11 protein-coding genes and 1 pseudogene are annotated in these 15,691 nt (G+C 46.0%); 8 read left to right on the forward strand and 4 right to left on the reverse strand.

Going from position 1 to position 15,691, the window contains the following annotated elements:
- Position 1: 1 nt before the first annotated feature.
- Both AB6E54_RS14630 and AB6E54_RS14635 read right to left on the reverse strand, forming a co-directional pair.
- Positions 2 to 1,812: pseudogene (locus AB6E54_RS14630) on the reverse strand (IucA/IucC family protein).
- A complete protein-coding gene (locus AB6E54_RS14635; protein ID WP_372106330.1) occupies positions 1,809 to 3,020 on the reverse strand; it encodes an acetyl-CoA carboxylase biotin carboxylase subunit family protein in 1,212 nt (403 codons plus the stop codon). Before AB6E54_RS14635 ends, AB6E54_RS14630 begins: the two are co-directional and overlap by 4 nt.
- Before the next feature lie 241 nt (positions 3,021 to 3,261).
- Between AB6E54_RS14635 and AB6E54_RS14640 the strand changes: the two genes are divergently transcribed.
- From AB6E54_RS14640 to AB6E54_RS14670, 7 genes are all read left to right on the forward strand, one after another.
- Positions 3,262 to 5,310 carry a TonB-dependent siderophore receptor gene (locus tag AB6E54_RS14640; protein ID WP_280541703.1) on the forward strand — a complete coding sequence of 683 codons (2,049 nt, stop codon included), beginning with the start codon at positions 3,262 to 3,264 and terminating at the stop codon, positions 5,308 to 5,310.
- A 184-nt stretch (positions 5,311 to 5,494) separates the two neighbouring features.
- A complete protein-coding gene (locus tag AB6E54_RS14645; RefSeq protein WP_017089233.1) occupies positions 5,495 to 7,624 on the forward strand; it encodes a TonB-dependent siderophore receptor in 2,130 nt (709 codons plus the stop codon).
- 87 nt (positions 7,625 to 7,711) lie between these two features.
- On the forward strand, positions 7,712 to 8,689 hold the full coding sequence (locus AB6E54_RS14650; RefSeq protein ID WP_372106332.1) for a Fe(3+) dicitrate ABC transporter substrate-binding protein: 978 nt from the start codon (positions 7,712 to 7,714) through the stop codon (positions 8,687 to 8,689).
- Positions 8,686 to 9,720, forward strand: a complete 1,035-nt coding sequence (locus AB6E54_RS14655) for a FecCD family ABC transporter permease (RefSeq protein WP_372106333.1) — start codon at positions 8,686 to 8,688, stop codon at positions 9,718 to 9,720. Before AB6E54_RS14650 ends, AB6E54_RS14655 begins: the two co-directional genes overlap by 4 nt.
- Positions 9,720 to 10,691 carry a FecCD family ABC transporter permease gene (locus AB6E54_RS14660; protein WP_372106335.1) on the forward strand — a complete coding sequence of 324 codons (972 nt, stop codon included), beginning with the start codon at positions 9,720 to 9,722 and terminating at the stop codon, positions 10,689 to 10,691. The genes AB6E54_RS14655 and AB6E54_RS14660 overlap by 1 nt, the downstream gene beginning before the upstream one ends.
- Before the next feature lie 2 nt (positions 10,692 to 10,693).
- Positions 10,694 to 11,458 carry a Fe(3+) dicitrate ABC transporter ATP-binding protein FecE gene (fecE, locus tag AB6E54_RS14665; RefSeq protein WP_372106337.1) on the forward strand — a complete coding sequence of 255 codons (765 nt, stop codon included), beginning with the start codon at positions 10,694 to 10,696 and terminating at the stop codon, positions 11,456 to 11,458.
- 230 nt (positions 11,459 to 11,688) lie between these two features.
- A complete protein-coding gene (locus AB6E54_RS14670; RefSeq protein WP_108180409.1) occupies positions 11,689 to 12,108 on the forward strand; it encodes a VOC family protein in 420 nt (139 codons plus the stop codon).
- A 158-nt stretch (positions 12,109 to 12,266) separates the two neighbouring features.
- On the opposite strand, the gene AB6E54_RS14675 is transcribed toward AB6E54_RS14670, so the two are convergent.
- Positions 12,267 to 13,166 (reverse strand): DMT family transporter, encoded by a 900-nt coding sequence (locus AB6E54_RS14675; RefSeq protein WP_372106339.1) that lies wholly within the window; start codon positions 13,164 to 13,166, stop codon positions 12,267 to 12,269.
- A gap of 42 nt (positions 13,167 to 13,208) precedes the next feature.
- Entirely contained in the window at positions 13,209 to 14,183 is a 975-nt protein-coding gene (locus tag AB6E54_RS14680; protein ID WP_372106341.1) for a LysR family transcriptional regulator, read from the reverse strand.
- A gap of 100 nt (positions 14,184 to 14,283) precedes the next feature.
- Between AB6E54_RS14680 and AB6E54_RS14685 the strand changes: the two genes are divergently transcribed.
- The gene (locus tag AB6E54_RS14685) at positions 14,284 to 15,636 is read left to right on the forward strand and encodes an MATE family efflux transporter (RefSeq protein ID WP_017062432.1); all 1,353 of its coding nucleotides are present in this window, start codon (positions 14,284 to 14,286) and stop codon (positions 15,634 to 15,636) included.
- Positions 15,637 to 15,691 lie beyond the last annotated feature (55 nt).

A 15,691-nucleotide genomic window follows, 5' to 3' on the forward strand; every position in this document is an offset into this window, starting at 1 on the left:
GTTAACTCACACTCTGCTTGATGTTTTCAAGGTAAGCGTGTTGTGCTTCTTCGCTGGTTAGCAATAAAAAGTTCGGTGCTGACAAGCCATAAAATTTATTGATATCGCTTGCACCGGATGACTCTTTAGACAACAAACTACCCGAGCTCAATAGATACTTAGCGTATAGGTTGGGTGACTCAAACAACATCTCGTTTGCGAGCTTGGTGTTGTGTCCTTGTTTGTCCAACTGGCTAAGCTGTTGGGAGAGGCTATTGGCGACCACTTCATACAGATAAGCTGACGTGGCGATTCCTTTCGTCGCCATTGCTTAGACAATCGCGGCAATGTCTAACTGCAAAGTAATCGTGGTAAACATCTGACCAAGAGCAAGCTCGTTGTCTACAGTGATGCGTTGATCTAAAAGGTGGTCGCATTTTACGGGCGATTGTTGCTCAAACGTTTGGAAACGCTCTGGCCAAATACGCGCAGCATCGTTGTCTTTCATGGCTAAGGTCATCTTGCCTTGCTGATTGAATGCAATGATGGCGTTTTGTTGGTTAGACTCCAAAGCAATACCGTAACGAATCCACAATGTAAGGTGCACCTTGCATAGCAGATCGACGTAATCTTTAAACCAAGTCAGTGTATTTTGCTGATAATACTGCTCTGCGAGGTGTTCCAAGAACAAACGTCCATCAGGCATTGGACTGGCAAGCGCAGCCACAGGCACCAGTGCTTTGTCTTGGAAGTAACTCAGCGGGTATTCACGCACAATATAAGCAAAGGTTTTATCATCACCAACATGGCCGCCATGTTTCTCATAACAATGGAAAAACGTGCCATGTAAGTCTATATCTGTTTGCTCTAAGTGCGTCAACAAACGTTCAAACCAATGCCCATCATAGAGCGTGGAGGGTTTGATTAGGCGAATGTTTTTAGTACCCAAAGATCGCATGATCAGCGGACCTTGATGTGGGTCTGTGGTGCTTGATTCACGACCACAGTGCGCACTGACAGGGTAGGAGTCACCTCAAGATACGCAACCGGTGCTTCAATGACACCGTCAGAAATGCCATCAAGACTTCTTAGTGTTAATGGGTGTGCGGGGAATAACTCATGGCTAAGAGTAAAATCGGCGGGCAGACCCACTTGTTCCATCGTTGGCCAACATTCTGGTTGTGGACTGGTCAATGTAACGAGTGACTTCTCGATTGCGAGCCAACGAAGTTCAAAGCTTTGTGCAAATTCTGGCGCGAATTGTTCTAGGTCGTGATCGCTTAAACCGAACTTAGCACGTGCTGTCGGGTAGTAAGGGTGGTCAAGATAGGATGCGATTTGATCGGCACGTAATAGCTTTTTCTCCCAACGTTCTAGTTGAGAAATCGGCTGCATGAGTGATTCGGATTGCTGACTGAAGGCGCTATCACACAATCCTTTGTGTTTTTCTGCGCATTCGAGTTCTTGCAAATAACCATCTAATAACGAATGCGAGCTTTCGTGAGCACTTGCTTTCAATAATTCGATCCAATCTTGATAGTGCTGCTGGGTTTCAACGACACCATTTCTCTCGATGAACCAACCATCACCTTTCGAGCCATCTGGTTGGCCGTATACCCAACGCTGCATGTAATAGCTCGGAGTAACGGGCAAGTAGAGTGTAAAGTCTGAACCCGCAAAAACAGCCCAAATTTGATTACGAGGATAAGAAGATAACTTGAGTGTACTCGGGAGCTGAGATTCAAATCGGCTTTGAGAAACTAATCCGAATAAATCTTCACGCAAGCAAGTATCGACTAAGCGTTGAGTGAGGTATAACGCGTTTTCATTCATGCTTTTACCTCGTTTGTTGCTGTTAGATTGAAGCGAGAGATTGCCTGTTGTAGCGCGGGTTCTAGAGTTTGACCAGAAGGAGAAACGACCGAAATTCTCGCTAAGTAATCCTTGTTGGAGAAACTTTGTTGGAACGTCTCACCAACCTTCTTAAGCACTTGCTGTTGAGTGACAATATCGCCCTCTTGGTGAATGAAAGAGGTTGATGACCCTTCAATCAAACCGCTTTGTTGCGCCACTACATAGTGCACATGGGCACTGCCATCAATACGAAATATAGGGTCAAGCTTGTGACCCAAGTGAAGATTTAAGATGGTATTGAACCAATTCCCGCCACTGAGGTTATCAAGCAAAAATTCCCGGCCATCACCAATACTTCGATAGTTGATCTCGACCAGTACCGGCCCCGAATCTGTGATGATGAATTCGCTATGACAGACACCAAACCCCACCCCAAATGTTTGAAGCTGACGTATACATTCTTCTCGGTAGTGCACGCTGTTAATACCATTCCAACTCGCCGCTGTTTCGATGAAGTAAGGTGGCGCAGAGAGTTCTACATCGAACCCACCAAGTGCGACTAAATTTTCCCCGTCGCCAATGGTTTCGACAGTGATAAGCGGACCTTGTAAAAACGCCTCAACCAAAATGGGAGTCGTAGGGTGCTTTTGCCAAAACGTATCGCAATAGTTATCCAGCTCAGCTACAGACTCGCAGCGCTGCACGTCTAAACTAGCCACGCCTTCCTTGGGCTTCGCAACGACAGGAAAATCGAAATCGAATACAGGAGCGCTCTCTCGACTTAACAAAACACTTTGAGTATTAGGTAACGATTTTTCGTTGAGAACCTGACGAGTTAAGTATTTGTTTTTCGCCTTAAGAGTCACATTCCAATCTTTAGCAGGCACACCAAAGAATTGTGCACAGATTGCGGTGGAAGTTTGTAGGTGGTCGCTGTTACTGAAAACAGCATGAGGTTCTAGCTCTTGCTCTGTGATGATTTCGATGAGTTCAAGAGGGTTGAAGACATCGCATTCCAAAATTTCATCGGGATTAAAGCGGTCATCTTCATTTGCCAGTTTTAAGTGGTTGAGTTTGTGGTCTGTGATCAAAATGACGTGGAGACCCATCGCTTTTGCTGTCGGCACGAAGCCGTGAGTGATCGCATCATTCACGACGTGACTCACGATGATTATCGTAGATTTCATGGGGCTTTCCTAATTTCCAAAACGTTGTTGTCACCTGCTCACAACTCGCTTTCAAGTGCTCTCTTTCGGGGTTAAAAGAAAGAGAATTTTTCTATCTTATTGTTTTTATTGATTCTTATGTCATTAGTTGTGTTGCATATTGCAAAGCAAATATAGATCAAAAAATATACATTGCAAATATAAATGATATTTGTTCTTATTCGCAATATTGTTATTTTATAAACTAAAACGGAATTAGAAAATGAACATTAGATTGGCCTTGTCCCCTCTCGCTTTGGCTATTGGAGGTGCATTAACCGCAGTGGCTACCGTGTCGAATGTAATGGCTGCAGAAGAAGTAACGGTGGATGAAACCCTACAAGTTATTGGTCATCAGTACGAAGGTTACGCGGAGCATATGCCTCAGTCAGGAACCAAAACGGATGTCGAATGGTTGGATGTACCGCAGGCAGTATCGGTGGTCACAAAGACGGAAATGGAAGACCGCGGTGCTGTACGTTTGGTGGATGCACTTGATGGTGTCGCAGGGGTTAACAATACCTTGGGTGAGGGAAGCCGAGACCAATTTGTGATTCGTGGTTTTGATGCGCTCAACGACATGTACCGTGATGGTATGCGTGATGACGGGACTCTGCAATCGTACCGAAGTCTAGCGAATATCGAACGTGTCGAAGTGGTAAAGGGCCCTGCAGGCGCACTTTACGGCCGAGGTTCTGCGGGCGGTATCATTAATTTGGTCACCAAACGTGCTAACGGTGATAATTTCACACACGTTAATGGCAGTGTTGGCAGCAATAATCTTTTTGTTGGTCAGGTTGACAGCTCGATGGCGCTTAGTGACAAGGTTAGTGGTCGTATCAACGTGGAAAGTCGACAGTCTGATTCCTATGTAGATCACGTCGACTCTAATGATTTCTTTATCGCACCCACCATTCGTATATTGCCTGCTGAGGGGCATACCATTGATCTCGATGTAGAATATGCGCACCAAGAGCTAGTGCCATATCGTGGTGTTCCATCTAAAAATGGTAAGCCTGTCGATGTCTCTGAAAGCACATTTTACGGTGGCACGAATGACTATCAAGAGTCAGACAGCATTCGTGTTGGCGTTAATTATGAATGGCTTTTGAATAGCGAATGGGCATGGACAAACCGCGCGGCATACAACCATATCGAGTTAGAACAAAAGGGCACACGCCAAGATAAAATGGCAGTCACAGGAAATGAGGTTAAACAAACTGTCAACAACCTCGGTTACGACCCTCGTACCACGACGACTCTTCAATCTGAGCTAGTTTGGGAAACCGGTTCCAATCAAATGATGATCGGCGCGGATTATAATCAGGTCAATATCGATCTCATTTCCGCTTTAGTACGCGACCAAGACTTACCCCCAAAAGATATCTATAACCCTGTTGCTGGTCCAACGCCTAATCCGGGGTTTAAACCTTCCCGCGACAACACCACAACGACCACTGGTATTTACATTCAAGATGTTTATACCTTTGGTGATCTTTCAGTGATCGGTAATGTGCGTTACGACTCGATGGAGCTTGAACAGCAAAAAGCGGGCTCAGCAAAAGAGAATCTAGACGATGACAAAGTGAGCTACCGTGGTGGTTTGGTCTACCGAATCAACGACGATATGTCGGTGTACGCAAGCTTAGCTCGTTCATGGCAATTGCCTTACTCAGGTATCTACATCAACCCTAAATTAGCAGAATTCTTCCACACCGATCTAAAAGAAATTGGCGCAAAAGCTTACCTATTAGATAACGCTTTGATGCTGAATGCAGCGGTCTTCCAAATCGATCAAGAGCAACCAGAAACCAATATAGACGGCGACGTTGTTAACAAGATTGAAGCTCGTCACCAAGGTATTGAGCTAGAAGCTCGCGGTCAATTTACCGAGCAGTGGGATATTTCGGTGGGCTATAGCTACCTCGATGCAGAAAACAAAGAGACAGGCAAAAAGCCGAACGATGTGTCTGATCACCTGTTTTCGCTTTGGAGCACTTATCAGCTAGACGATAACTGGCGTTTAGGTGGTGGCGTGAAATACGTAGGTGACCGTTATGCGGGTAATGATGAAGCGGTAGCGTTGGGTGACTACACCACGGTTGACTTGATGGCAGCGTACACCACGGGTCGTCACAAAGTTCAAGCGAACGCTTACAACGTGCTTAATGAGGAATACATTCTGGGCGCAACCAACGGCACGTCTGGTACTAACCAGATCGGTTACGGAGCGCCAGCCGAATTTATGCTCAGCTACGGCTATCAGTTTTAAAAGCTAATTCAGTTCTAAGAGTTCGTTCATTTCTAAGAGCTAGTTCGACTCTAAAAACGATTGATTTGTTCGCTACGAATGAGTGAACAGTTGGCTTCATTTTGAGGCCGTTTAGCCCATAGGATCAAAGCGCCGAATCGTAAACATGGCCTTTGATCTTAACTTGCCTATTTAGGAGATTTTCATGCCTTACCAGAATTTGGATGGTAAACCCTGTACTCAATCACATCAAAAGTTGCGTCTAAGTGCCCTTGCAATGGCCATCGCTTCAGTGACTTCCATGGGCGCATTTGCCGCGTCAGATCCACAAACGACGACCATGGAAACGGTTGTCGTGACGGGCAGCTTGATCGGTAATTCAGAACTTGAGGATGTGAAAGAGTATCCGGGAGCTCGTACTGTTCTGACTAATGAACAAATTAAAAAGACTGGCGCACTCTCGATTGACTCTGCCTTCCAAAGTGTACCGGGCATTAAGGTTCAAGACGAAACGGGCACCGGTGTTTTGCCTAACATCTCAGTGCGTGGTTTGAAAGCGAGTCGCAGTGGGCACGCTCAATTCCTCATGGATGGTGTTCCTCTGACACTGGCGCCGTATGGTCACACAGGACAATCAATTTTCCCTGCAACGCTGTCGATGCTTGATCGTATTGATATTGTGCGAGGCGGTGCGGCGGTTCAGTACGGACCAAACAACGTCGGTGGTGTGATCAACTTGGTGACCAAGCCTATTCCACATGAGTGGCAAACGGAAATCAGTAATCGCTTTACTGTATTCGAGGGTGGCGATACGCCGCTCAACGACTTTTACCTGCGAACGGGTGGTTGGTTAACCGATACGCTGGCACTTCAAGTTGAGGGGAACTTCTTAAAAGGTGAAAGCTTCCGTGAACACTCCGACACGGATGTAAAAAACTTCCAAGCGAAATTGCAATGGTTACTGAGCGATACTCAAGAGTTACAAGCTTTCGTTCAACGTTATGATGCCGACACCCAAATGCCCGGTGCTTTATCGCCAGATGATTATGACAAAGATCGTACTCAGTCGAAGCGTCCATACGATGAATATCAAGGCACTTCAACGCGTTGGAGCCTGAAGTATTTACATGACTTGAATATTGCAGATAGCGCCGAATTAGAAATACTGACGTTTGGCCACCGCTCTGAGCGTTTCTTCCAATGGGGCTTTAACAGCGCTGGCGGTCACTGGGCGGACCCGGCATTACCATCAACCGATATTCGTACGTCACCACGTGAATTTGCTGTTTATGGTGTTGAACCTAAACTCGCGATGTACTTTGACGGAAATACCGTAACGCAAAATGTGATTGTTGGGGCACGCTACGTCAACGAAGATATCGATTACAAGCTGACTCAAACGCCAATTGCTGGTGGTGCTACAACAACCCCACGTGATTGGCACTTAGATACTGACGCTTTTGCTGGTTACATCAGTAACGAAATCGGCCTGTTCAATGATGTACTGAAAGTGACGCCGGGTATTCGCTATGAATCGATTGATATGGCATATAGTGATCTAGGCCAAGGACAGAATAGAAACAATAAGGTGACTGAGTGGTTGCCGGGCTTGACGGTGGCATACCATCTGACTGAACAATGGGTTGGGTACACAAATGCACAGAAATCTTTACGTGCACCACAAATATCTAACATTAAGGTTAATGGTAAAGAGGGCAGTGAGCTCGCATGGAACTACGAGTTAGGTGCACGTTATAACCAAGATTCAACAAGCTTCAATGTGGCGCTTTACCGAATCGATTTTGAAGACCAGCTGCAATGGCAAAGTGCAACTCAAACTTTTCACAACATTGGTAAAACACTTCACCAAGGTGTTGAACTTTCAGGTCGTTACGTGCCTCAAGCGATGCAAGCTTTGAGCCTCGGCGCTGGTTATAACTATTTGGATGCGACGATCGAGGAAGAGGGTGCAAACAAAGGTAATCAACTTCCTTATACGTCTAAACACCAATTTAGCTGGGATGCGACTTACGCCTTTAGCAAGGTAGATACGACTTTGTCTGGTTACTACTTCAGCGAGTCTTACTCTGACAATGCGAATACAAGTGCCGAAGATGCAACGGGCGCGACAGGTAAAGTGCCTGCCTACATGGTCTGGAACTTTAACCTAGGTTCGGATTTGTACAAGGATGAAAACAGTAAGCTGCGCATGAACCTTGCGGTGAACAACTTGTTTGATGAGGACTATTACTTCCGCGGTATTGATACCAGCCCCGTTGGTCGTTATCCAGCCCCAGGACGTTCTTACACTTTGGATCTGAATTATCAGTTCTAATACGTAATTTATTGAAAGTAATAACGAATAAAAGTCGCCAATACTCTTGGCGACTTTCACGGTTCTAGCGTTTAAGGAAAATTAAATATGGAAAACAGCTCTCGCCTTTTGTTTTCGAATCCATTGCTGCTGTCGAACGGACTGCTGTCATTCAATAAGCAGTGTTTATTCAGCAAGATAGCGATAACCTTAACTTTGCTGATTTTAAGCTTGTTTTCATTCTCCAGTTCAGCACAAACCAGGGTCATACAAGATGAGCAGGGTCAGTTTGAGATAGCGACTACTCCGCAACGTATTGTGGTGTTGGAGTTCTCATTTGTAGATGCGCTAGCTGCGGTGGGGGTTTCTCCTGTTGGTGTTGCTGATGACAATGATGCTTCGCGAGTGATTCCGGCGGTACGCGAATTGGTTCAACCATGGGAATCAGTTGGCATGCGTTCTCAGCCTAGCCTAGAAGCCATTGCGGTATTAAAGCCTGACCTGATCATTGCAGATGCAGAGCGTCATCGTACTGTCTATCAAGATCTACAACGCATCGCACCAACTCTGCTGCTCAAAAGCCGCGGCGAGACGTATCAAGAGAATTTGGAGTCTGCGCTCAAGATTGGCATCGCTCTCGACAAGCAATCGTCAATGGAACAACGAATTCAACAACATCAACACGCCATGGCTGAATTCAAAAGTCATTTCTCGCTCAAACAAACCGTCCAATTCGCTGTCGTGTCGGATAAAGGTATGTGGTTACATAGCCCTGCATCTTACGCAGGGGGCGTGCTGACCGCATTAGGTATTGCGAGCCCTATTGTGAAACCAACAGAGAAGGCATATTTACCAACCAGTTTTGAGTTGTTGTTGAAAACCAATCCGGATTGGTTGCTCCTTGGCGCTTACTCTCATCCTAATATTGTTGATGATTGGCAGAAAAATCCGTTATTCAATGTACTAACCTCTGCTAAAAATCAGCAAGTTGTAGAAGTGTCACCAGCACTTTGGTCATTGAATCGAGGCATGTTAGCGGCAGAACAAATGGCGAAAAATCTTGAGCAGATCTTGGACCCATCATGAGTACGATGTCGTTCTCTAAAAGTAAGCGATTCTGGCCAATACTGTCGTGGCGAGTCATATTATTTACGGCATTAGTGTCGTGTTTGGCACTATCTGGTTACGCAGCCTCTATGACCGGATGGTCTAATTTCTCTTTAACATTGAGTGACTTGATTCACTACTGGTTTGCGTTTGATGAAAACAATATGACTCATCAAATATTGGCGACGCTAAGAGCACCAAGAGCTTACGCCGGGGTGTTTATTGGTGCGAGTTTGGCAGTCGCTGGGTTATTGATGCAAGGCTTGACACGTAATCCACTCGCGTCTCCGTCGATTCTTGGCATTAACGCTGGCGCAGCCTGTTTTATGGCGTTAGCTGCAATAGGCATACCTGTGGTTAGTGATTTAAACCCAATCCTTAATGCGGTTCTTGGTGCATTGCTAAGCGGCGGTGCTGTGATGCTCCTCGGTGGTTTTTTCTCCGAACGTTCTCATCCGTTACGTTTGGTTCTCGCGGGTATCGCCATTACTGCGTTATTGCTCGGACTGACACGAGCGGCGCTGATTCTTGCTGACGACATGGCTTATAGCGTCTTGCATTGGCTTACTGGCTCACTGTCTAGTGTCGATGATGAGCAATGGCAACAGCTTTGGCCGCCTGTAGTGATTGGTTTGGTGTTGGCAATGAGTCTTGCTCGCAACCTCAACTTGCTGGCACTTGGTGAAGAGGTAGCAGTGGGGTTGGGCAGTAACATCAGGTTTACTCGCCTCGTGAGTGGACTGACGATCGTATTGCTTGCCGGAGCAAGCGTCGCTATCGCAGGGCCAATTGGCTTTGTTGGATTGTTAGTGCCTCATTTGGTTCGACCTATGGTTGGGCACAATTATCATTTACTGATTCCTATTTCAGCATTGGCAGGCGCAGCATTAGTGTCTTGGTCAGATGCACTGTCGCGAGCGATTGCTTTCCCGACTGAAACACCCGTTGGTGTTATTACTGCTTTGCTCGGAACACCTTGTTTTATTTTGATTGCGACGAGGAGATCTTAATGCACCATCACACTAAGATAATTTTGTTATCAGGGATTCTCATATTAGTGGCATCCGCAGGTTTGTTTGTCGGCGCAGCTTCGCTTTCTGTTTCTCAAGTCATCGAACATTTGGTCGCGTTTTCCAGCGACGACTTTGTTATCCATCAGTATCGGCTACCACGTATGTTGCTCGCGATAAGCGTGGGCGCAGGGTTAGGGCTTTCAGGAGTATTGGTGCAAGGCGTGATACGTAATCCGTTAGCATCGCCTGATCTCATGGGTATTAGCGCCGGGGCAGGTCTTGCTGCGACAGCGAGTTTAGTTTGGTTCCCCAATGCACCAGTCAGTGTGCTTCCGGTTGTGGCGATGTTCGGTGGGGTATTGGCTGCTGGGCTGATTGCTGTATTGGCATGGTGGTCAAGGCCAACACCCGCCAAATTGGCGCTGATTGGTATTGCGGTGAGTGCGTTTCTGGCCAGTTGTATCGACTTCTTGCTGGTTACCAATCCGATCGAGATCAACACGGCTATGGTGTGGCTTACTGGCAGCCTTTGGGGGCGAAACTGGCAGCAAGTTCCCTTTATTTGGAGCGTACTACTTTTGTTGTTACCCATGGCATTGTGGCTTGCTTGGCGAATAGATGTGATGGGGCTTGGCGAGGAAAGTGCGACCACATTGGGCACTAAGCCAAAACAGATTCAAGCTCTTGCGTTATTGGCCGCTGTATTGCTTGCCAGTGTTAGCGTTTCTGTTGCTGGAACGATCAGTTTTGTGGGTTTATTGGCACCTCACTTAGCACGCTTGTTGTTTGGGCATAATCATAAATTGTTAATCCCAGCATCTGCATTGGTGGGGGCAATTCTGGTTACCAGCGCTGATGGGTTGGCCAGAGGTCTACAACCACCTATTGAATTGCCAGCAGGCGTTCTCACGTCTGTGATTGGCGCGCCATATTTCATCTTTCTTCTCTATCGTTATCGAGGTTGGTAACCATGCTTAAAACGCAGAATCTTTCCGTCGCGTACGGCAAACAAACGATCATACCGAACCTGTCTGTTTCTATCCCTAAGGGAAAAATCACCGCATTGATAGGACCTAACGGGTGCGGTAAATCTACCTTGTTAAAGACGTTAGTCAGAATTAACAAACCAGTGGCAGGAGAGGTGTTGTTTGAAGACAAACCGCTATCAAGCTATGGCGATAAAACGCTCGCTCGTTCGTTGTCACTTCTTCCGCAAATCTTGGTCAGCCCAGAAGGGATCTCGGTCAGAAAATTAGTCGAATATGGCCGTTCGCCTTATGTGTCTCATTGGGGGAGGCTAGGGCAGGACGATCAAAGGATTGTCGAACAAGCTATGCGTGATACAGGTGTGCTTGAGTTTGCTGATAAGCCTGTTGAGTCACTGTCTGGTGGCCAGCGTCAAAGAGCATGGATTGCGATGGTAATTGCACAAGATACGGACGTAGTGATGTTGGATGAACCGACCACATACCTTGATATGTCTCACCAGGTGGAATTAATGAACCTGATGCAACAGATGAATGCCAAAGGAAAAACGGTGGTTGTTGTGTTGCATGATCTTAACCAAGCCAGTCGTTACTGCGACCATCTAGTGGTTTTGGAAAAAGGGTGTTTAATAGCAGAAGGCTCGCCTGATGAGGTGATGACCGAAACTATGCTCAGTAACGTATTTGATCTCAAAGCGAGCGTGTTTCGAGACCCTATTTCAAATACGCCAATGTGTGTCGCGATTTAGTTATCTGTTCTGAACAACGAGATCACCAAGGCACAAAGAACAGAACACAGGCAAGGAAGCCACATTAGATTAAGTCGTCTAAACTTAAGGTTTGTATGTAGTCAAAGCAGAACAATTTGGGCTCTAAAAAACGTTCTCGAAAATAAACGCAAATTAACCCTTTACCTCAACTTAACTTGAGGTATTAGGATATGCAACGTTGCTTACGAGAATACTTTAAGGAGAGAAGAATGATCCAACTTGAACATGTAAATTTAGTGGTAAAAGACATCCCAGAAATGCTGGTTTTCTATAAAGCGGCGTTCCCTCATTGGTATGTCCGTGACGAGGGAAAAGGGGAGTGGTCAGGCAAGCCACGTAACTGGCTGCATTTTGGTGACGAGTACCAATACATCGCGTTGAGCGATCACGGTGAAGGTGAAAATAGAGATTTGGCTGGGCATTCTGTTGGTCTCGCACACTTCGCTTATGTGACCAATAATATCGAAAGTGTCACTCAACGCCTTGTTGATGCGGGCTTTCCAATTGCCAAACCCGGTGCCGAAGAACCTTATCGAAAAAATGTCTACTTTGTGGATCCTGCAGGCTTTGAGATCGAGTTTGTTGAGTATTTGAGTGATGATCCTAAGTTACGAAATGCCACGAGTTAGTTACGTAATACGCCGCTTTGTTAAAGTTGGTTAGCTGAATGAAAGCGCGCTAGAGAGCATTTATAGAAAAGGGCATTGTGGAATAATCCGCAATGCCCTTTTTAGGTCTATGCAATAGCTGATTATTTAGCTGATGTTTAGCTCAGTTGTTGGGTTGTTTATTTAGCCTTAAAAGGCACCAACAGTTGTTTGCCAAACACATTAATCAGCGCGCCAGTCACAATCAGGCCACCGCCTAGATAAGTCCAAACCGATGGAATTTCATTAAAGATCCACACGCCTAACAGTGCCGAGAAGACAATCTGGACGTATGAGTAAGCCGAAGCTTTACCTGCTGCTTGGGTTTGCATTGCTTTGGTCAAACCATATTGGCCGATCTGAGTGAAAATACCGACCAGAACCAGCATCATGGTTAAGAAAAGGCTAGGCCATACAAAGTCGTTCCAGATCAGGGCGGTCGATATTGGCAGAGCGACCAGTGGGAAGTAGAAGATGATCACCGAGCTGTCTTCAGTTTGGCTAAGCTTTCTTACAATCACATAAGCAATTGAGCTACCAAACGCGCCACACAACGCCAGCATAATACTGAATAGCGGCAACTCGCTGCTCGCGCTGCTGTTCATGCTTGGCTGTACCATTACCGATAATCCCGCTAGGCAGAATACAATGCATATCATGGTCGACTTTTGGACGCGTTCTTTCAGGAACAGTACGCCAAGTAACGCGGTAAAGACAGGATGCACGTATTGCAGAATGGTTGCTTCTGCTAATGGCAAAGTGGTCACAGCGTAGTAAACACACATCAAGGCTGCGGTACCAACTGCGCCTCGAACAAACAACAAAGGTTTGTTATTTCCCCAGATCGAAATGCCTTTTCGCTTAACGTCGATATAACTGATGATCAAAGACACCAAAGCCCTTGCTGCAACAATTTCGAATACAGGAATGCCATAATTGCTGATGTATTTCACACAAGCTGACATCAGTGCGAATCCAAAAGCGGAGAGGATCATGAATCGAACCCCAACAGGGATTTGTGAAAAAGAGAAAGAAGACATAAAAATATCAATCGGTTGAGGGAACAGGAATCATAACTTAGTTTAGAAGAGCCGACCAAAGTCTTTGTCCTGTTCTATTACACCAAACCATTGATATTGCTGTGCGAGTACTTTCAGCAACTCGATCTCTTTTGTTGTCTCTTCTCTAAGCCATTCAATAAGGTCGTTGATGATAGGCGTGTGACTACGCTGGTGCATGAAGTAAGTCCAAGCACTGTGTTGGATTTTTGCATTTCTAGGGCAGTACAAGAAGCCTCGTTGGAGATCTTGTTGAACTAACAACAGATCCGTGACCGTAACCCCTTCACCGGATAGACAGGCACTGAGCGCCATATCTAAAGACAAGAAGCTGGTATTTCTGACAGGTTTCTTTGGTGGGAATTCAACATCGGCCAGCCACACTTTCCAGTCGTGATGATCTAAGGTTGGATGCAGCCTTGGCAAGGTTAAGATTGAATCAAGGTCGGTGTCTTTGGTGGTTAAACTAGTAGAGCAAACCGGCGCCATGAACTCTTCACGCAAGAAGGTAATGTCAGGTGCCTTGTCATAGCGCTTTTTGAAGCGCGTGTGGAAGATCAGTAGATCATACTCACTACTATTAATCGATTCGTCTTCCTCAATAACAGGAACTATGACGATCTCATGATCTTGATAACGCTCGTTTAATTCCCGCACTTTAGAGATCAATACTCGCGTCGCGAAACTCAAGGTCGCTTTGATCACAATACGCTTCTGCTTCGGCTCACTCCAAGAGGCGATAACAGTTTCGATATTGCCGTAGCTTTCACGCAAAGCCACATACAAATCATGACCTTGTACCGTTAATTCAATGGCTCGATGGCTACGAATAACCAGTGATGCGTTTAACTCATCTTCAAGCTGTTTGATCTGCCGACTGATCGCACTTTGTGTCACGTGCAGCTCTTCGGCAGCCAGAGTAAAGCTCATCAGCCTTGCGGCAGCTTCAAAGGCTTTTAAGCCATTATGTGAGGATGGCAAGCTAGGATATGGGGTCATAATTCGTTCGCATGAGTTTATGGAATGTTAGAGTCGCAAATTTATCAATTGAACGCCAGCCCCATCGATCGTATTTTGGGCGAAATTAACTGAGGCGCTCATGAAAAAAATACTCACTCTTGCATTCCCTTTGATCATTTCACAGCTGATCTCTATGGCTTTAGTCCTTACTGATGTTTGGATGATGTCGCGTATCAGTGTGTCAGCCCTTGCGGCTGGTGGCTTAGGTGCCTCAATCTACTTTTTCATCTTCATTATTGCGAGCAGCACCGTGGGTTGTGTCGCGAATTTGATTGCGATCGCTTATGGTCAGCGAGTAGCTCGCCCTGAGTTTGGTAATACTCAAATTAGATTGGCGGTGAAAGGCGCAACCATGTTGGCATTCGTGCTCAGCGTGACCTTAATGGCCAGCTTCTGGTTTGCTCCGTTGGTATTAGAAGCAGCCAAACAGCCACCAGAAGTGATCACTTTAGCCATGGAATATGTCCATGCTTTGAAGTGGGTAATGTTGCCTTCGCTTATCTTGTTGGTACTTCGTGGCTTAACCAGTGCGTTTGGCAACGTGCGCTCCATTCTTGTGATGTCGATTATCACCGTAATTCTGAATGTGCCAGTGAGCTACTTTCTCACCTTCCAATTAGACATGGGCTTAACAGGTTTAGGGCTTGGTACGGCTATCGCGGCATTTATCGTGATGGTTGGATATACGGTTTGGGTATTTAAGCGTGACGAGTTTAAGCAGTTCGCCCCTTGGCTAAATACAGAAGAGTATTCAATCAAGTTGATGAGCCCATTGTTGTTGATGGGTCTACCTATCGGCTTGGCTGCTTTACTTGAGCATGGCTTGATTTACGGTGGCACCTTGATGGCGGGCACGATCAGTATTGCTTCGTTAGCCTTGCACCAAATCTTGCTGCAATGTTTAAGCTTTACTTGGAACTTCAATTTTGGTTTCTCACAAGCTGCGGCGATTTTGGTTGGCCGTGATTTTGGCGCGGGTAACTACGAAGGAATAAAAAGAACCTCGATTCAAAGCTTCATATTGGTGTCGGTGTTGAGTGTGGCGTTGTCGGCCGTGTTCATTATATGGCCTGAGATGATCGCTTCTATCTTCAAGTTAGACGATGGCACGGGTGCTATGACTTCACTACTGGCTTCTGTGATTTGGGTCGTTGCTTTGTGCTTTATTGTTGATGCTTGGCAACTACTGGCGATTAACCTGCTAAGAGGCATGAAGATTGTCTCTATGCCAACCGTGATGACTGCCATCGGTTACTGGGTATTTGGCTTGCCTGCGGCTTGGTATTTGATGCCTAAGTTCGAATTGGCAGGGATTTGGGGCGGAATCGGTGTTGGCTTAGGCGTGACAGGTATTCTGCTGCTTATCCAATTGATGCGTGTCATTCAAAAGAACAACCAATCTCCAGATTTGTCGAATCATGCTTATACGTGATTTGCTTGTGATGCTCGCCTTTACCATGGAACCTTGAACGATAAACGTTGTATTG

This window comes from Vibrio sp. 10N.247.311.49 (assembly GCF_041467655.1).
Taxonomy (GTDB): domain Bacteria; phylum Pseudomonadota; class Gammaproteobacteria; order Enterobacterales; family Vibrionaceae; genus Vibrio; species Vibrio crassostreae_C.